Below are 17,214 nucleotides of genomic sequence, written 5' to 3' on the forward strand. Positions count from 1 at the left end.
TCCCCGGGCCACGGGGGCGACACTCCGACGCGCGTGCGGGACCGACCTGTGGGCCTGGTACCGCGGTCATACAACGCAATGGCCCGCACCTCACCTCGGCGGCAATTGCACCGCCAGGTCGCTGTGTGGGCCCCGGATGCCGCCCGAGAACTTCCCCGCTCCCGGCCAACAGTCTCAAGACGATAACGGCAGTGGGCCCGAGCACCAAGCCGGGATCGTGCCGTTGGGGAGGATTTACCCCGGCGCAGGTGGTGCGAATCACCCGGATCAGACCAGCGGCTCCGCCTGTTGCATACAACAGTGCCGAGCGTGGTCCAGCCCGGCGAGACCCCTCACCACCGGCCGAACGCGGCCTCGGTGTTGGCGTCGACCGCGGCGCAGAGCTCCGCCAGGTCCTCGCCTCGGGTGGCTGCCATCGACCGCATCGTCAGCGGCACCAAGTAGGAAGCGTTCGGCCGGCCGCGGTACGGCATCGGGGTGAGGTACGGCGCGTCGGTCTCGACCAGCACCCGGTCCCGCGGGGTCACCCGGAGCGCCTCGCGCAGCAGCTCGGCGTTCTTGAACGTCACTGTGCCCGCGAACGACAGCCACCCGCCGCGGTCGAGACAGGCCTTCGCGAAGTCGGCGTCGCCGGAGAAGCAGTGCATGACGAAGCGGTCCGGCGCGCCCTCCTCGTCGAGGATCCGCAGGATGTCGTCGTGCGCGTCCCGGTCGTGGATGACCAGGGTGCGGTCGAGCCGCTTGGCGACGTCGATGTGCCGGCGGAACGACTCGTGCTGAGCGGCCCGCCCGTCGTCGCCGGTGCGGTAGTAGTCGAGCCCTGTCTCCCCCACGGCCCGGACCCGGTCACTCGACGCCGCCAGTGCCTCAACCTCGTCGAGGGCCTCGTCGAGCCGGCCGGCGGCGGCGAGCCGCGGCGCCTCGTTGGGGTGCAGGGCCACCCCGGCGACGATCGCGGCGTGGTCGTTGGCCGCCTCGACGGCCCAGCGGGCGCCGGGCAGGTCGCAGCCGATCTGGACGATCCGGGTGACGCCGACGGCCGCCGCGGCCGCGAGCGCCTCCTCCGTGGGCAGCGCGGTGTCGCCGTCGCGGGTGATGTCGAGGTGGCAGTGGTTGTCCACCACCGGGTGCGGCAGTGCCTCGGGTGCGGGTGGGCGGTGGGTCATGGCGACTTGTGTACCGCGTCGTACACCTCGCGCTTGGGCAGCCCCGCACGCCGGGCCACGTCGCGGATCGCGTCCTTGCGAGGCAGACCGTCCTGCTCCGCCTCCGCGACCAGGGCCGCGAGGGACGCCGGGTCGGTCGGTACGTCGGAACCGCCGACGGACCCCGCCACCACGATCGTCACCTCACCGCGCACGCCGTCGGCGGCCCAGGCGGCCAGCTCCGCCACCCCGCCCCGGCGTACCTCCTCATGGGTCTTGGTGAGCTCACGGCACACGGCGGCAGCTCGGTCGTCACCGAAGGCGGTGGCCATCGCCGCCAGCGCCGCCTCGGTCCGGTGCGGCGCCTCGAAGAACACCATCGTGCGCTGCTCGTCGGCTAGCCCGGCCAGCCGCCGCGACCGCTCCCCGGCCTTGCGGGGCAGGAACCCCTCGAAGCAGAACCGGTCCACCGGCAGCCCCGACACGGCGAGCGCGGTGAGCACCGCCGACGGGCCGGGCACTGCCGTCACGTGCAGGCCGTGCTCGACGGCGGCGGCGACGAGCCGATAGCCGGGGTCCGACACGGATGGCATACCGGCGTCGGTCACGAGCAGCACCCGGTCGCCGGACTCCATCGCCTCGACCAGGCTGCCGGTCCGGGCCGCCTCGTTGCCCTCGAAGTAGGAGACCACCCGGCCGGTGACGGTGACGCCGAGGTCGGCGGCCAGCCGCCTCAGCCGTCGGGTGTCCTCGGCCGCCACGACGTCCGCGGTCGCGAGCTCCTCGGCCAGCCGGGGCGGGGCATCGGCGGACCTGCCGATGGGGGTGGCCGCGAGCACGAGGACGCCGGGTGCGCGGTCGGTGGTGTTCACGGGGCCGATCCTCCCAGCCTGCTGTCCCGGGCGTGTCTAGAGTTGCCCGGTGACCGTCACCCACGAGGCCCCGCACGACGCGGGCGGCCGCACGATGGGTCTGTCCCGCACCGCCGACGGCCGCCCCGTGCCCAGCGCCCGCCGGCGCCTGGTGCCGCCTCTGCACCGGGACGGGCACGGCTCCGGCTGGGGCGCGACAGCGGCGGTCACCGTGCTCGCCGGGTTCCTGAGGCTGTGGGACCTCGGTTCGCCCAACAGGTTCCTCTTCGACGAGACCTACTACGCCAAGGACGCATGGTCGCTGCTGAAGCACGGCTACGTCACCGACTACGTCGTCGGCGCCGACAAGTCGATCATCGCCGGCCGCACCACGGGGCTCATGAGGGACGACCCGAGCATGGTGGTGCACCCGGAGGCCGGGAAGTGGGTGATCGCGCTCGGCGAGCAGCTGTTCGGCCTGGACTCCTTCGGCTGGCGGTTCTCCGCGGCGATCGTCGGCACCCTCATGGTCCTGGTGCTGATCCGGCTGGTCCGCCGGCTCACCGGGTCCACCCTGCTCGGCTGCACCGCCGGCGTGCTGCTGACGTTCGACGGCCTGCACTTCGTGATGTCCCGGTCGGCCCTGCTCGACATCTTCCTGGCGTTCTTCCTGCTCTGCGCGGTCGGCTGCCTGGTGGCCGACCGCGACTGGGGCCGGCTGCGGATGGCGCGGCTCGTCCCCTCCGGCTACCGCACGTCGGCGTCGGACTGGGGGCCGGTGCGCGGCCTGCTCTGGCGGCCGTGGCGGCTGGCCGCCGGCCTCGCCTTCGGACTGGCGTGCGCCACGAAGTGGAACGCGCTGTTCCCGCTCGCGGCGTTCGGGCTGCTGGTGTGGATGTGGGACGCGGGGGCGCGCCGCGCGCTCGGCGTACGCAACTCGCGGCTCCGCTCGTTCGTGGCCGACGCGCTGCCGGCGTTCGGCTACCTCGTCGTCGTCGCGCTGGTCGTGTACGTCGCGTCGTGGACCGGCTGGCTGCTGCACGCTGAGGAGTACGAACGGACGCTCTCCAACACGCAGTACGGCGCCTACTGGGGCAGCTACATCGAGCAGGACGCCACCGGCTTCCTCCCCGAGCTGTGGCAGTCGCTGCGCTCGCTGTGGAACTACCACCAGGACGTCTACACGTTCCACACGCAGTTCCTCAACGACGCGACACACAGCTACCAGTCCAAGCCGCAGTGGTGGCTGGTCGTGAACCGCCCGGTCGGGATGCTGGCCGACCTCGACGTCCAGCCCGGCACCCAGGGCTGTGACGCGGCTCCGACCAGCACGTGCCTGCGCCAGGTGCTGTTGCTCGGCACACCGGTGCTGTGGTGGGGCGCGACCGCCGCGCTCGTCTACTCGGTGTACGCCTGGATCGCCCGTCGGGACTGGCGCTACGGCCTGGTCGTCGTGGGCGTCGCCTCCACCTGGCTGCCCTGGTTCCGCTACGACGACCGGCCGATCTTCTCCTACTACGCGGTGTCGATCCTGCCCTTCATGATCATCGGGCTGACGCTGCTGCTCGGCACCGTCCTGGGCGGGCCCCGAGCCTCCGCGAACCGCCGGATGTGGGGCACCGGGGTGGTCGGGGCATTCGTGGTCCTCGTTGTCGTCAACTTCGCCTGGTTCTGGCCGATCTACACCGGGGAGCTGATCACCACGCCCGAGTGGCTGGAGCGCATCTGGTTCAGGCAGTGGATCTGATAAGCGTCCACGGCTCCCCTGTCCGAAGTCCGTGAACTCGTTGCGAGGGGGGTACGCGTGCCTCAGGCTGGCTGGGTGCCCTCCACTCCCCTCGGAGACGATGCCGCCGCGCCGGTCGAGGTCGCCCTGGCCATGGTGGGCGCGCACGCACCCGTGGTGCTCAGTCGCTTCGCAGCGGACGGCACCGTGGCCGACCTCCGCGGGCCGCTGCTCGACCGGCTCGGGCTGACCCCCGCGGTGATCGTTGGTCACCACTACACCGACCTCGACCTGCCGGACCCGCTCGTCGCGTGCATCGCACGGGCGATGGACGGCGAGCCCGCCGGCACGGACGTCTCGCTCCAGGACCAGGACTGGGCGTTCGAGGCCCGCCCGGTCGCCGGTGGAGGCGCCGTCGCCGTGTTCACCTACGACGACGAGACCGTCGCCCAGGACCTCGCCGCGCGCCGCGAGGAGCTGGAGAAGCTCGCGGCCCTCGTCGAGCTGTCCGCCGACTTCATCGCGATGGCCGAGCCCGACGGCACGGTCACCTACCTCAACGCCGCGGGACGCGAGCTCGTCGGCCTCGGCCCTCACGACCAGGCCCTGGGCCGACCCACCGACGACTACTTCACCGAGACCGGACGGGCGAAGTCCCAGGAGGTGGAGGAGGCGGTGCGGACCCGGGGCTACTGGCAGGGTGAGAGCGAGCTGCACCACTTCGGCACCGGCGAGTCGATCCCGGTCAGCGTCAACTCGTTCCTCGTCACCAGCCGGTCCACCGGAGAACCGCTGGCGCTGGCAACCGTCCAGCGGGACCTGCGCGCCCGGATCGCGGCCGAACGTGACCTTGGCCGGCGGCTGCAGGAGCAGCGCCGGATCGCCGAGCTGAGCCGGCTCGCCGTGACCGAGCCCGTCCACGCACTGATGGACCAGACGGTGAGCCTGCTGCACTCGCGCTTTCCCGGACTGCGATGCGGCGTCATGCAGCGATCCCTGGACCGTCACCACTTCGTGACGGTCAGCACCACCGATCCGGCGGCGGACGGACTCAGCAGCAGGATCGACCCGGCGACCGTGTCGGGCGCCGCGGTGACCCAGGACCGCACGACCACCTCCGCCGACCTGACGACGGACGAGCGGTTCCACGCGACCACCGAGGCCCCCGTCACCGGCAGCGCCCTGAGCTCGCCGGTGCCGGGCTCGGACGGCGCCTGGGGGGTCGTCGAGGCCGTGGGCGCGGAGCCGCGCGACTGGACCGGTGCGGACATCGCCTTCGTCGAGTCCGTGGCCGCTCTGCTCGGCGCGGCGGTACGCCGCTCGGAGCTCGAGGACGCCCTGCAGCACCAGGCCCTGCACGATCCGTTGACGGGCCTGCCCAACCGGGCTCTGGTGCTGGACCGGATCGAGCACGCCCTGGCCCGTGCCGACCGCGGCGGCACCCTGCTCGCCGTCCTGCTGCTCGACCTCGACGACTTCAAGGTCGTCAACGACTCGCTCGGCCACAGCACCGGCGACCAGCTTCTCGTGGAGGTGGGCATTCGCCTGACCGAAGCAGCCCGACCGGGCGACACTGTTGCCCGGCTGGGTGGCGACGAGTTCGTGGTCCTCTGCGAGGACGTGCGCACCGACGACGAGGCCGCGTTCCTGGCCGAGGCGGTCCTGGCCGCCTGCAGCACCGACTTCGACCTGGCCGGTCGAACCATCAACTTCTCCGCCAGCGTGGGAGTGGCCGTTGCGGCCGGCGGAGCGGGAAGCACGACTGGAATCCTGGGAGAGGCTGACATCGCCATGTATCGCGCCAAGAGGGACCGACCCGGCACCTACCGCATCTTCGACGAAGCGATGCGGGGCGAGGTGGTGGGTCGGCTGAACACGGCCGGGGAGCTGCGGAGCACCCTGCGGGGCAAGGGCCTCGACATCGCCTACCAGCCGATCATCAGCCTCGCGACCGGCCGGATCGCGGCGCTGGAGGCGCTGGCCCGGTGGACCACCCCCTCGGGCACGGCGGTCTCACCGGACGTGTTCATCCCGGTGGCGGAGGAGACCGGCCTCATCGGCGAGCTCGGGTCCCAGATCCTCCGCAAGGCCTCCCTCGACGCGGCGACCTGGCAGGGCATCGCCCCGACCGGCGTACGGGTGAACGTCAGCGGCCACGAGATCCGCTCGCGGACCTTCTACGACGACGTGATGCGCACCCTGGAGCTCGCCGAGCTCGACCCGGCCCTCCTCGGGCTGGAGATCACCGAGTCGGTGCTCGTCGAGGAGGGGCACGGCACCGAGGAGGTGCTCACCCGACTGCGTGACTCCGGCGTCACGCTGATGCTCGACGACTTCGGCACCGGCTACAGCTCGCTGAGCTACCTGCAGCGCTTCCCGGTCGTCGACATGCTCAAGATCGACCGCTCCTTCCTCACCGACGAGCAGAAGGGCGAGGCGGTCATCCAGGCCGTCATCGGCCTCGGCCGGGCCTTCGACATGAAGGTCTGCGCCGAAGGGGTCGAGAACGCCGCGCAGCACGGCCGGGTGGCCGCGCTCGGCTGCGACCACGCGCAGGGCTACTACTTCGCGCGCCCGATCGCCGGCGACATGGTGCCCAAGATGCTGGAGACCTGGGCGCCGTTCATGCCCGCCTGACGCTGCCCCGCGCGACCGTTCGGCGGGGGCCGATTACCACGGTCCCGTGGTAATCGCCTCGTTCCCGCGGGGAACTCACCACGGGAACGGGGAGATCGCCCCAGGGAGCCGCGCGCTCTGGGTGGATCGACCGACGCGCCTCGACAGGTGTCGGCTCAGCACACGTCGTACTCGGCGCACACCTGCACGTGCCACTCGGGCCGCGGCCGCTCGGAGTGCTCGGGTGCGGCGAGCGCCGCTCCGGCCGCGATCCCGACCAGGGTCACCAGGTACAGGATGTCGCGGAGCATGACTCCACCGTTCCCTGTCCGGCCTCGTCCTCAAACCCCCAAAACAGGGGCTGCGCCCCATGCCGGGCGGCGAGGCGCCCCGGCCGGGACCGCCGGCGGAGGGTGTAGGACAGATACATGCGGCAGCTGCGGGCGGCGGTCCTCACCCTGGTGGTCCCCCTCGTGCTGTCGTGCACGTCGGGCACGAGCCCCGAGACCGGCTCCGACGCGGCGGGCGGCACGAGTCCCTCGGCATCGCAGCGGGAGGACTCCGCCACTCCCGAGCCCGAGCGAAGGGCGGCCCGCGTGCCGGAGGTCCCGTCGACGGGACCGGCGGCGCTGGCCGAGGAGCTCGACCTCGCCGCGCGGACGCTCCGGGACCCGGACGCCACCGAGGCCGACCAGCGGGCGGCCGGAGAGCTGCAGCAGGTCGCGGTGCGCAACCTCGCCGGCGAGCCGGAGCGGTTCCGTCGCAACGTGCTGGCCCGCCTGGACGGCGAGACCGCGTTCGTCACCCGGGCGGGGGTGCGCGCGGCCCGCGTGCTCTCGGCGATGACAACCCCGCAGCGCAGCCTCCCGCGCTGGCGCATCTTCGCCCCTCCCGCGCCGGAGCGCCTGCGCGCCCACTACCGGCTCGCGCAGCGTCGGATCGGGGTGCACTGGAGCTACCTGGCCGCGATCCACCTCGTCGAGACCCGCATGGGCCGGATCCGCGGCACCAGCACGGCGGGGGCCCGAGGGCCGATGCAGTTCCTGCCCGCGACCTGGCAGCTGTACGGCGCCGGCGGCGACATCAACGACCCGCGGGACGCGATCCTGGCCGCAGCCCGGCTGCTCCGGGCCAACGGCGCACCGCGCGACATGGCCGAGGCGCTGTACCACTACAACCCCTCCGACAGCTACGTGCGGGCGGTCAGCGACTACGCCCGAGCGATCCGACGATCCGCCACGGCGTACCTCGGCTACTGGCACTGGAGGGTGCTGTACCGCCACGCCCGGGGCACCTACGTGCTCCCGGTCGGCTACCCGAGGACGCGTGCCGTCCTGCTGCCGGAGTCCTGAGGACGAAACCCATGGGACTAGCCCGAACCGTTCGCACGGACCATGCGAAACGACGCAAGTCATCCCCCGATCGGGTCTTGCCAGTGTCGCCGTCCGCCGGAGAGGGTGGTTGGGTAGCCGGATCGACTCGTTGGGGGGGCCAACAAGTGGCACGGATCCTTGGCGTCGACGGGGGCACAGCTCACTCCCTTCGAATGCTTCGTCGCACTCTCGCTGGGCTGCTGTGCACCACGCTCGTCTGGTGGGTGCCGGGCTCGCCGAGCCTCGGGCCGGTGGCCGCGGTGGCTCCCGAGCCTGCGCTCGGCGACGCGGCCGAGCCCACGCCGATCGCGGTGAGCGTCGCGTCGTCGGCGGCGGACGCCGCGCCCATCCTGGTGCGACGAGGACGGGCCGCGACCGTCGGACGCCCCGCCCACGCCCTCACCCCGAACCGGACGGTCGGCCCTGTCGTGGTCGCCGACGTGGTGCTCGAGGCCTACCAGCTGGCCGCCCTGGTCGCCCCCAAGTCGTGCAACCTCGACGTGTCGCTGCTGGCAGCGATCGGTCAGGTCGAGTCCGGCAACCTGGCCGGCTACCGGCTGGACGCCGACCATCGGCCGGTCACGCCCGTGCTCGGACCGGTCCTCGACGGCTCGGGGGGCTTCGCCGCGATCCCGGACACCGACGCGGGGCAGTGGGACCAGAACAAGCAGTGGGACCGGGCCGTCGGACCGATGCAGTTCATCCCGAGCAGCTGGCGGCTCGCGGGCGTCGACCTCGACGCCGACGGAGAGCGGAACCCCCAGGACATCGAGGACGCCGCCGGGGCGGCCATGGTGTACCTCTGCGTCGGCGGGACCGACCTGTCCACCGAGGAGGGCGTGCGCCAAGCCGTCTTCGCCTACAACCACTCGTCGTCGTACGTGCGCCTCGTGCTGGCCTGGAAGAGCGCCTTCGACGCCCAGGGACTCGAGCTCGACCTCGCCGAGCCCCCGCCGCTCCAGCTCACCGCCGTCCAGTACGACGAGGTGACCAAGGCGGTCGACGTCTCCACGGCGCGCACCGTCAAGGCCCGCGCCCTGAAGGACGACGACTCGAAGACCGACGAGGACGAGGACGGCACCGACGACGGCAGCACGGACACCGGCACCGAGGGCACGGACGATCCGGACGGCAAGGACCGGGGCGACAAGGCACCCCGTCCGAGCGCCGGCCCGAGCACGGCACCCGCCTCGGCCCCGGGACCGTCCTCCGCCCCGACGTCCAGCCCGGCGAAGCCGGCAGCCTCCGGTCCCGCGGCCGCACCGGCGAGCAGCAGCCCAAGCCAGTCGGCTCCCACGGAGACCGGCACCAACGAGCCGGCCAAGACCGGCGACCAGACACCGCCGGCCAAGGACCCCGAGCCCGACCCGGGCACGAAGCCCGATCCGACCCCGGACCCGAAGCCCGACCCGACCCCGGACCCGAAGCCGGACCCGACCCCGGACCCGACCCCGGACCCGACGCCGAGCACGCCCGCCGAACCGGAGTGCCCAACGCCCTCGGCGACCCCATCCGAGTCGGCCGGCGCCGAGCCGTCCGCCGAGACCCCGGCACCCGGGGACCCGGTCGCGGATCCTTGCCAGACCACACCCTCCGAGACCCCGGCACCGAGTGACCCGGCCCCACCGGTCGCGGACGCCGCGTCGACCGAGCCGAGCCCCTAGGGAGTCACGCCCTCGGCGCGCAGCTCCCGGGCCAGCGTCGAGGCGTCGTAGGGCCCGACGTGTCGGCGACCGTTGACGAAGAACGTCGGAGTGCCACGGGCACCGCTGGCCTCCGCGCTGGCGACGTCCGCCCGGATGCGGGCCTGGATCTCGTCCTCGTCGAGATCCCGCACGAAGCGCTCGACGTCGAGGCCCAGCTCCGCGGCGTAGCCGATCAGGTCCTCCAGCTCGAGCTCGTCCTGATGCGCGAACAGGACGTCATGCATGTCCCAGAACCGCTGCTGACGGTCGGCGGCGAGGGCCGCTCGCCCGGCCAGCTCCGCCTGCGCGTGGACATCCGGCAACGGCAGGTGCCGGAAGACGTAGCGCAGCTCGTCGCCGAACCGTTCCCGGAGCTCTCTGGTCACGCCGGTGGCGCGGGCGCAGAAGGGGCATTCGAAGTCGCCGTACTCCACCAGCGTCAGCGGGGCGTCGACCCGACCCCGGATGTGGTCGACGGCCGGGTCCACGGGACGGTCCAGGGTGCGCGGCAGGTCAGCGTCGCCCTCGTCGCGGAACAGCTTGCCGGCGACGAACGCGGCCCAGCCGAGCGCGGTGGCGAGAACGGCCGAGAGGAGTACGCCGACGGTGGCCTGGTCCCGCAGCTCAGGGTCGTCGAACGCGAGACCGGTGATGAGCAGCGCGACGGTGAACCCGATCCCGGAGAGCGCGGCGCCTCCGGTGACGTGCCCGAGACCGACTCCCTGCGGCAGCCGTCCGACTCCCCAGCGGGAGCCCAGCAGGACGCTGCCCATGATGCCCAGCGGCTTGCCGAGGGTGAGGCCGAGGATCACCCCCCAGGTCACCGGGGAGGCCAGCGCGTCGGCCAGGACACCGTTGCGCAGGTCCACGCCCGCGTTGGCGAACGCGAACAGCGGGACGATCAGGTAGCTGGTCCACGGGTGCAGGACCGACTGCAGCCGCTCGTTCACCGAGATCACCCGCGCCAGGCTCTGGCTCGCCGAGCGACCGAGGTCGACCATCGGGGACTGACGGAAGGCCCGGAACCGGCGGGCCGCGCCCTCCACCGACTCCCGCCGGGGAGCCCGGGCCGCGATCAGGAGGCCGCCCAGCATGCCGGCGATCGAGCTGTGCAGCCCGGCCTGGACCGTCGCCAGCCACAGCACCAGGATGACCACGACGTACGGCGATGCGCGCCAGGCCTCGACCCGGTCGAGGAGCGGGAGCGCGGCCAGGCTGACGAGGGCCAGGACGAGCCAGCCGAGCCGGAGGCTGTCGGAGTAGACGACGCCGATCACCAGGACCGCGACGATGTCGTCGATCACGGTGAGCGTGAGCAGGAAGATCCGCAGCTGCGTGGAGAACCGTGGACCCACCACGGCGAGGGCCCCGAGCATGAACGCGGTGTCGGTGCCGATGACGATGCCCCAGCCGTTCTGGGCCTCGCCCGCGGGACTGACCATCAGGTACACCAGTGCCGGCACGACCATCCCGGCCGCGCCCGCGACCAGCGGCAGCCGCACCCGTCGTCGGTCGGTGAGCTCCCCCACCGACAGCTCCCGCCGGACCTCGAGACCGATGACGAAGAAGAAGAGCGCCATCAGCCCGTCGTTGACCCAGTGGCCCAGGTCCATGGCGAGGACGGCGTCGCCGATCTGCACACTGGCGACCGTTGCCCACAGGGCCTCGTAGCCGCCGGACCACGGTGAGTTCGCCCAGGCGAGGCCCAGCAGGGCAGCGACCAGCAGCGCCCCGGCGCTGCCGGACTCCGTCGCCAGGAACTGGCGCAACGGTGTGGAGAGCTGGGCGACCAACGCCGTGCGTGCCGACCCGGGACGGGACTCCGCCACCAGATCGCGCATCGCCACGTGAGCGACGGTAGTGGACGGGCGAGCAGAGGGGTGCCTAGGGTCCGGCCATGGCCGACTTCGTCGAGGAGGACCTGCGGGGGTCTCGCTTCGAGCGGGTCGACCTGACCGGCGCCGAGTTCCGTGCCGCCGACCTCTCCCGCGCCACGTTCCGCGGGGTCGACATGAGCGGGGTGGTGATGAGCGGAGTCGAGCTGGTCGACGTACGGATCGACGCCGAGGTCCGGAACGTCGTGGTCAACGGCGTCGACATCGGCCCGCTCGTCGAGGCGGAGCTCGACCGGCGCGACCCCGATCGGGTCAAGATGCGCCCCACCGACCCCGCCGGGTTCCGAGAGGCGTGGAGCCTGGTCGAGCGACGGTGGGACGCCACGGTCGAGCGGGCTCGCCGCCTCGAGCCTGAGGTCCTGCACCAGTCCGTGGCGGGCGAGTGGTCGTTCATCGAGACCCTGCGGCACCTGGTGTTCGCCACCGACGCCTGGGTACGTCGCGCCCTCCTCGGCGATCCGTCGCCCTGGAGCCCCCTCGACCTGCCCTGGGACGAGATGCCCGACACGCCAGGCGTCCCGCGGGACCGGCGGGCCCGACCGTCGCTCGACGAGGTGCTGGCCCTGCGCCGCGACCGGATGGCGACCGTGCGCACGTTCATCGACGGCCTCACCGACGAGTCCCTGGACGGTCACACCGAGCCGGTGGCGGGCGCCGGCTGGCCGCCCGCGGAGAGCTTTCCGGTGCGCGAGTGCCTGCTGGTCGTCCTGAACGAGGAGTGGTACCACCGGCAGTTCGCCGAGCGGGACCTGGACGCCCTGACGTCGCGCTGACGAGCTCCGCAGAGGCACCGGGTCCGGAGCGCCGCAGACCGCGGGTGAGGGAGGCCGTCACGGCGAGGGACACGGCAGCCAGGATCGCGATCGTCCAGGCGACTCCGGTCGTGCCCCGGCCCAGCGTCTGGGCGAGGCCACCGCCGATGACGGCGCCGACGCCCTGCATCACCATCAGTCCGGTGCTGTTGAGACCGAGCACCTGGCCACGCCGGCTGGGGTCCGTGTGCGCGATCAGGCGTTCCTGCAGTGGGAGGCTTGCGGCGAACCCCACCGAGGCCACGAAGGTCAGCGCACACAGGACCGCGACGGAGGGCTCCGTCACGACGGCGAGGTACGGCAGCGCCAGCATGACGCGCAGCGGTCCCACCAGGCGCTCCCGGACGTGCACGGGCAGGAAGCGGCCGACGACGACGTCGCCGAGCATCATCCCGGCGGCCCCCGCGGCGAACAGCCACCCCGCGCGGTCGCCGGCGTACGGCACGAACAGGGCCTCGCAGCCGACGATGATGCCGTTGGGCACCCACAGGCACAGGTAGACCGGGCGCAGGACCGGGGAGCCGATCAGGGCCCGGTTGACCTCACGGGTGCGTCGCACGACTCCGCCCGCCGTGGCGCGTGGCGGGTGGTCGGCCAGCCCGAACCGGACCAGCAGCAACGACAGGAAGGCGGCCGCGGCCGAGCCGATGAACAGGCCGGAGGGTGGCAGCACCAGGACGAGCGCGCCGCCCAGCCCGAACCCGACGATCTGCATCACCCCGACCGCGGTGTTCAACGTGGACCTGCCCAGCACGAACGCGTCGGAAGGCAGGATGTCCGACATCAGCGCGATGGCGCTGCCGGCGGTGGCCGACATCACCAGCCAGGGGACGGCGATGAGCGCGAACCGCCACCCCCAGGACAGGTCCGGGACGGCCTGCAGCAGGCTCGCGACGACGATGGTCGCCTCGACCAGGACCATCGCCTGTCGCGGGCGGAGCGTGTCGGACAGGGCCAGCAGGAACGACGACCCGAGGAGTCGCACCAACGGTCCGCCGAACATGCTCAGCCCGGTGAGGAGTGGCGATCCGGTCGCCGCGAACATGATCGTGCCGAGAGCCAAACTGGCCACCGACCCGGACATCACCATGAGGCACTGCGACAGGAACAGCACACGGAACTCGGTGACGGCGAAAAGCTGGCGGTACGTCTTCACCAGCACACCCTGGCGGGCGCGGCAGCTCCAGCGTTAATGTTTCGGATGGAGGCGAAACGTGGGCACGTGGCGGATACCGGCAGACCTGCTGGCGCGCAGTCGCTTCGTGGTCTCGCCGGCGGCGGAGGTGACGGCGACTCTCGGCGCCCTGACCGCCCCCGCGGACGCCGCCGAACGTGCACTCGCGGCCGGACACCGCGAGGCCTTCACCTCGATGCTCGACCAGCACCCGGCTCGACGGGCCATCCTTGACCTCGCCTGGCGGCCGGGCTGGATCGCCGACTTCCTGTGCCTCCCGCCCCGCGGGCCGGACATGGCCTTCGCCGACCAGGTCGAGCTGCTCCGCGCCCGCGGGGACGATGCGGTCCGCGCCGACCTCAGCGACGTCGCGCAAGGTCGCCCGCTGCCGCCGGTCCTGCGCGAGCCGGGCGTGGTCGAGCACGCCATCGAGCTCGTCAGCTGGGTGTGGTCGCACACGGTCGCCGCCGACTGGGCCCGCCGTGAGCGGGTGCTGAAGGCCGACATCGTCTCGCGCACCAGCCGGCTCGCCACCCAGGGATGGGCCGCCGTCCTGCACGATCTCGGCCGTGACCGCGAGTGGGTCGGGGACGGCCAGCTTCGGATCAACCGCTACGACCTGCCCTCGCGCAAGCTCGACCCGGACGCGGACCTGTTCTTCATCCCGGTGCACGCGCGTGGCAGCTGGGTCGGCTGGGACATCCCCCATCGCTACGCCGTCTACTACCCCGTCACCGGGGCACTCGCCCAGATCGACGGGGAAGCACCCAACGGACTCTCCCGCCTGCTCGGACCGAACCGAGCGACCGTCCTCGACGGCCTCGCCCACCCCACCAGCACCTCTCACCTGGTCGCCACGACGGGTCTCCCGCTCGGCACCGTCGGGGGTCACCTCCGGGTGCTCCTGGACGCGGGACTCGTCCTGCGTCGACGCTCCGGCCGCGAGGTCCTCTACTGGCGCACCGCCCTCGGCGACGCCCTGGTCGCGGCGGGCGGCCCCGGCGACCCCTAGCCGCGCGGTCCGGTCGTCGCGCAAATCGCGTTGCGTCCCGGTCGTCGAGCGTCCTAGCGTGGCTCACCTCGACGGGCCGGGAGGTTCGTCCGCCGGCGCTGGACGCAAGAGAATCGGAGATGCCGGACCAGATGACTTCTCACCTGCACGCGGTCAGCTTCGACGCCAACGACCCGCGTGGGCTCGCGCGGTTCTGGGCGGGACTGCTCGGCCGCGAGGTGGTCGAAAACCCGCCACACGGCATCGCGCTCCCGCCGAGCGGTGCCAGCGGCTTCCGGATCCGGTTTCTTCCGACCGAGGCGCGGAAGGTCGGCCAGAACCAGATTCACTTCGACCTGACCAGCACCTCGCTCGAGGACCAGCAGCAGACGGTGGCCAAGGCGCTCGAGCTCGGCGGCCGGCACATCGACATCGGTCAGACACCGGACGACGAGCATGTCGTGCTCGCCGACCCCGAGGGCAACGAGTTCTGCGTCATCGAGCCGGGCAACAGCTTCCTCGCCGACACCGACCGGATCGGAGCCGTGAACTGCGACGGTTCGCAGCGGGTCGGCTACTTCTGGAGTGAGGCCCTGGGCTGGCCGTTGGTCTGGGACCAGGACCAGGAGACCGCGATCCAGTCGCCGCACGGCGGCTCGAAGATCTCCTGGGGCGGTCCGCCCGTGGCACCGAAGACGGGGAAGAACCGGTTGCACCTCGACATCGCTCCCCCGGTCGACGGCGACCAGCGTGCCGAGGTGGACCGCCTGGTCTCCCTCGGCGCGACTCGAATCGACATCGGCCAGGGCGAGGTCGACTGGGTCGTGATGGCCGATCCCGACGGTAACGAGTTCTGCGTGCTGACCCCGCGCTGACCCGGACGTCGGCCCGGGGGCGGGTCAGTCCTCCGAGAGCCGGATCTCGACCATGAGCTCGTCGGCCAGCCCCTCGAGCATCGACCCCAGCTCCTCGACATCGGTCGTCGATGGAGCGGTGAGCGCGGCGCGGGCCTCGAACAGCATCCCGCCGGCCATCGGGGCCTCACGGACGTCGGTGGTGAGCTCCTCGATGCTCACGCCACGAGCTGCGAGCGAGGCCGAGAGCTCGGCCACGATGCCGGGGTGGTCCGCCCCGAGCAGCTCGAGGTGCAGTCGCACCGACTCGCGCTCGACGGGCTCGTCCGTCCGCTGGAGGCCGACGCGCAGACCCTCGGCCTCCAGGGCCGCGAGCTCCGAGGTCAGGGCGTCGTACCGTTCGTCGGCGACGGTCACCAGCACGATCCCGGCGAACTTGCCCGCCAGCCGCGACATCTGGCTGCGCTCCCAGCTCGCCTGGTGCGCACTGATCGGGGCCGACAGGGCTGACACAAGCCCGGGCCGGTCGTCGCCGATCACCGTGAGGATGAAGGTGGCCATGCCACGCAGGCTACGAGACCCAGGGCGCGGGCGTCCGTCGGCGCCGGAATCCGCGCCTCCATCGCAGGAGTAGCCTGGCCATGCGCTCGGACATCCCCATCCCGGGAGGTTGAGAGTGCCGCCAGAAGGTAGGCCACTCTTGACGCTCAGCGCACGACCGCCGTCTCCGCCCTGGGACCAGCCTCTCCCACTGGCGGCGGCCGCTCGCCGGCTTCGCGTCGCGCGCGACCGCCTGTGTGAGCGGACTCCTCCGAACGGCGGCCACAGCAGGGAAGGTCTGCTCAACCTGAGGTCGGCCCTACGCGCCTATGTGCGGTCGTTGGAGCACCTGCAGCTCCCCGTGGCCAGCAAGCTGCAGCACGAGCTGAGGATGCTGGACATGATCGAGAACCCGATGTCGAACCGCTAGCTAGCGCCGTCGGCGGGTTGCTGCCGGGGTGTCCGCCTCGGCCTTGGCGGCGGACAAGGTGCCGTGCACACCGGCGAACGTGGCGGTGAGGTCCCCGGGGTCGGTGAACTCGAGACGCCAACCGGTCACGGTGCGCGAGATCCGCCACTCCCGACCGGAGATGCCGGTGCCTCGGAAGACGCCCATGGACTCCTCGAAGTCGATACTCACGTGCCGGCCCTTCGCGCACCCTCCCAGGGATCGGCCGTGGCCGGGTCCGCCGGGTCGCCGCGGAAGGAGGGTGCGCGGGAACCTTGCCACCAGTTGCCGCCGGTGTCGTTCCACTGCTCGGTGATCTCGTGGTCGTCGTGCTCGGAAGTCACACACCTCGCCAGAATCTGTGCACCCGTCAGGCGGTTGAACGGGTCCGCCGCCCAGCTGATGGCTCGTTCGGCCGCTGGATGCTCGGCGGGTACGACGAGCAGCCGGATCGACCTGCGCGTGGACATGCTCAGCAACAGCAGATGCGTGTCGTCCCGAGGGAAGAAGCCGGTCTTGATCCGCCGCCGCGCGGTCACCACGGTCCGCGGTCGACTGGTCCAGTCTGGTCTCGAGTAGAGCGCTCGATAGACGTTTCCCAGGTGATCCGGGAAGTCATCGACGAGGTCTGCGAGCTCGAGGTCGAGGTCGTGCGTCTGCGGCCACCAGGCTCCTCCGAGAGGTGACCGGTCCGGCGAGGGGGACAGCGTGAGCCGCAAGGGTAGGCGTAGCGCCACCTGAGAACCGGCGGCCGAGCTGGGCGGAGCGTGGGACGTCATCGGACGTCTCCCCTTCCGCCGGCGATGAGGGTTGGCCTGCAGAGGCAACTCGACGGTCCGGCATCTGAAGCGTACGCGAGCACTCCGAGTGTCGTGCGCACATCACCGAAGCGCGGAACGCCCGTCAGTGGCGAACGGTGCGCGCGTAGTGCCCGCACACGTCCACTGAAGGGCGTTCCACCACGAACCTACTCCGCCCACGCACGAGTTCCGGACCGTGCCTAGACACCGGCTGCCTCCGGGACGCCCTGTTCGATGTGGGGGTCGTCGGGCCGACGGCGATGAGTCTCACCCGTGCCCCGGGTCTCTACCCCACCGACCGAAA

General features: G+C 72.0%; 14 protein-coding genes and 1 pseudogene. 7 read left to right on the forward strand and 8 right to left on the reverse strand.

From position 1 onward, the window contains the following. Nucleotides 1–332: 332 nt before the first annotated feature. Nucleotides 333–1,166, reverse strand: a complete 834-nt coding sequence (locus tag VFH10_RS07010; protein WP_325127314.1) for a TatD family hydrolase — start codon at nucleotides 1,164–1,166, stop codon at nucleotides 333–335. Beyond that, nucleotides 1,163–2,017: a 16S rRNA (cytidine(1402)-2'-O)-methyltransferase gene (gene rsmI, locus VFH10_RS07015; protein ID WP_325127316.1), complete on the reverse strand. Its 855-nt coding sequence runs from the start codon at nucleotides 2,015–2,017 to the stop codon at nucleotides 1,163–1,165. The genes VFH10_RS07010 and rsmI overlap by 4 nt, the downstream gene beginning before the upstream one ends. Before the next feature lie 49 nt (nucleotides 2,018–2,066). Between rsmI and VFH10_RS07020 the strand changes: the two genes are divergently transcribed. Together VFH10_RS07020 and VFH10_RS07025 are read left to right on the forward strand one after the other, a co-directional pair. After that, nucleotides 2,067–3,743, forward strand: coding sequence for a dolichyl-phosphate-mannose--protein mannosyltransferase (locus VFH10_RS07020; RefSeq protein ID WP_325127318.1), 1,677 nt, complete (start codon nucleotides 2,067–2,069; stop codon nucleotides 3,741–3,743). 75 nt (nucleotides 3,744–3,818) lie between these two features. Beyond that, on the forward strand, nucleotides 3,819–6,359 hold the full coding sequence (locus tag VFH10_RS07025) for a sensor domain-containing protein (protein ID WP_325127320.1): 2,541 nt from the start codon (nucleotides 3,819–3,821) through the stop codon (nucleotides 6,357–6,359). Nucleotides 6,360–6,514: 155 nt separating this feature from the next. Here VFH10_RS07025 and VFH10_RS07030 read toward each other — a convergent pair whose 3' ends face one another. Then, a complete protein-coding gene (locus tag VFH10_RS07030) occupies nucleotides 6,515–6,649 on the reverse strand; it encodes a hypothetical protein (RefSeq protein WP_325127322.1) in 135 nt (44 codons plus the stop codon). Between the two features lie 117 nt (nucleotides 6,650–6,766). On the opposite strand from VFH10_RS07030, the gene VFH10_RS07035 reads away from it, so the two are divergent. Both VFH10_RS07035 and VFH10_RS07040 read left to right on the forward strand, forming a co-directional pair. Continuing rightward, a complete protein-coding gene (locus VFH10_RS07035; protein ID WP_325127324.1) occupies nucleotides 6,767–7,690 on the forward strand; it encodes a transglycosylase SLT domain-containing protein in 924 nt (307 codons plus the stop codon). 194 nt (nucleotides 7,691–7,884) lie between these two features. After that, entirely contained in the window at nucleotides 7,885–9,375 is a 1,491-nt protein-coding gene (locus VFH10_RS07040; protein WP_325127326.1) for a hypothetical protein, read from the forward strand. On the opposite strand, the gene nhaA is transcribed toward VFH10_RS07040, so the two are convergent. Further along, the gene (gene nhaA, locus VFH10_RS07045) at nucleotides 9,372–11,237 is read right to left on the reverse strand and encodes a Na+/H+ antiporter NhaA (RefSeq protein WP_325127351.1); all 1,866 of its coding nucleotides are present in this window, start codon (nucleotides 11,235–11,237) and stop codon (nucleotides 9,372–9,374) included. The genes VFH10_RS07040 and nhaA overlap by 4 nt on opposite strands. 56 nt (nucleotides 11,238–11,293) lie before the next feature. Between nhaA and VFH10_RS07050 the strand changes: the two genes are divergently transcribed. Further along, entirely contained in the window at nucleotides 11,294–12,064 is a 771-nt protein-coding gene (locus VFH10_RS07050) for a DinB family protein (protein WP_325127328.1), read from the forward strand. A 49-nt stretch (nucleotides 12,065–12,113) separates the two neighbouring features. On the opposite strand, the pseudogene VFH10_RS07055 reads toward VFH10_RS07050, so the two are convergent. Beyond that, nucleotides 12,114–13,193 (reverse strand): annotated as a pseudogene (locus VFH10_RS07055) (MFS transporter); the annotation flags it as partial. 124 nt (nucleotides 13,194–13,317) lie between these two features. Between VFH10_RS07055 and VFH10_RS07060 the strand changes: the two are divergent. After that, entirely contained in the window at nucleotides 13,318–14,289 is a 972-nt protein-coding gene (locus tag VFH10_RS07060) for an ArsR family transcriptional regulator (RefSeq protein ID WP_325127330.1), read from the forward strand. 119 nt (nucleotides 14,290–14,408) lie between these two features. Further along, nucleotides 14,409–15,143: a VOC family protein gene (locus tag VFH10_RS07065; RefSeq protein WP_325127332.1), complete on the forward strand. Its 735-nt coding sequence runs from the start codon at nucleotides 14,409–14,411 to the stop codon at nucleotides 15,141–15,143. A 24-nt stretch (nucleotides 15,144–15,167) separates the two neighbouring features. Here the strand turns inward: VFH10_RS07065 and VFH10_RS07070 are convergent, their stop codons facing one another. The 3 genes from VFH10_RS07070 to VFH10_RS07080 form a co-directional block, all read right to left on the reverse strand. Next, nucleotides 15,168–15,683, reverse strand: coding sequence for a glycine cleavage system protein R (locus VFH10_RS07070; protein ID WP_325127334.1), 516 nt, complete (start codon nucleotides 15,681–15,683; stop codon nucleotides 15,168–15,170). Nucleotides 15,684–16,092: 409 nt separating this feature from the next. Then, the gene (locus VFH10_RS07075) at nucleotides 16,093–16,302 is read right to left on the reverse strand and encodes a hypothetical protein (RefSeq protein ID WP_325127336.1); all 210 of its coding nucleotides are present in this window, start codon (nucleotides 16,300–16,302) and stop codon (nucleotides 16,093–16,095) included. Further along, a complete protein-coding gene (locus VFH10_RS07080; protein WP_325127338.1) occupies nucleotides 16,299–16,889 on the reverse strand; it encodes a DUF5994 family protein in 591 nt (196 codons plus the stop codon). Before VFH10_RS07080 ends, VFH10_RS07075 begins: the two co-directional genes overlap by 4 nt. Nucleotides 16,890–17,214: the final 325 nt, after the last annotated feature.

This window comes from Nocardioides sp. (genome assembly GCF_035697785.1).
In the GTDB taxonomy this organism is placed as follows: domain Bacteria; phylum Actinomycetota; class Actinomycetes; order Propionibacteriales; family Nocardioidaceae; genus Nocardioides_B.

Excerpts from the sequence above, each read along its gene's own strand:
- nhaA (WP_325127351.1), bottom strand. The coding sequence starts at position 11,237 with ATGCGCGATCTGGTGGCGGAGTCCCGTCCCGGGTCGGCACGCACGGCG.
- VFH10_RS07080 (WP_325127338.1), bottom strand. The coding sequence starts at position 16,889 with ATGACGTCCCACGCTCCGCCCAGCTCGGCCGCCGGTTCTCAGGTGGCG.
- VFH10_RS07065 (WP_325127332.1), top strand. The coding sequence starts at position 14,409 with ATGCCGGACCAGATGACTTCTCACCTGCACGCGGTCAGCTTCGACGCC.
- VFH10_RS07050 (WP_325127328.1), top strand. The coding sequence starts at position 11,294 with ATGGCCGACTTCGTCGAGGAGGACCTGCGGGGGTCTCGCTTCGAGCGG.
- VFH10_RS07030 (WP_325127322.1), bottom strand. The coding sequence starts at position 6,649 with ATGCTCCGCGACATCCTGTACCTGGTGACCCTGGTCGGGATCGCGGCC.
- VFH10_RS07070 (WP_325127334.1), bottom strand. The coding sequence starts at position 15,683 with ATGGCCACCTTCATCCTCACGGTGATCGGCGACGACCGGCCCGGGCTT.
- VFH10_RS07040 (WP_325127326.1), top strand. The coding sequence starts at position 7,885 with ATGCTTCGTCGCACTCTCGCTGGGCTGCTGTGCACCACGCTCGTCTGG.
- VFH10_RS07035 (WP_325127324.1), top strand. The coding sequence starts at position 6,767 with ATGCGGCAGCTGCGGGCGGCGGTCCTCACCCTGGTGGTCCCCCTCGTG.
- VFH10_RS07010 (WP_325127314.1), bottom strand. The coding sequence starts at position 1,166 with ATGACCCACCGCCCACCCGCACCCGAGGCACTGCCGCACCCGGTGGTG.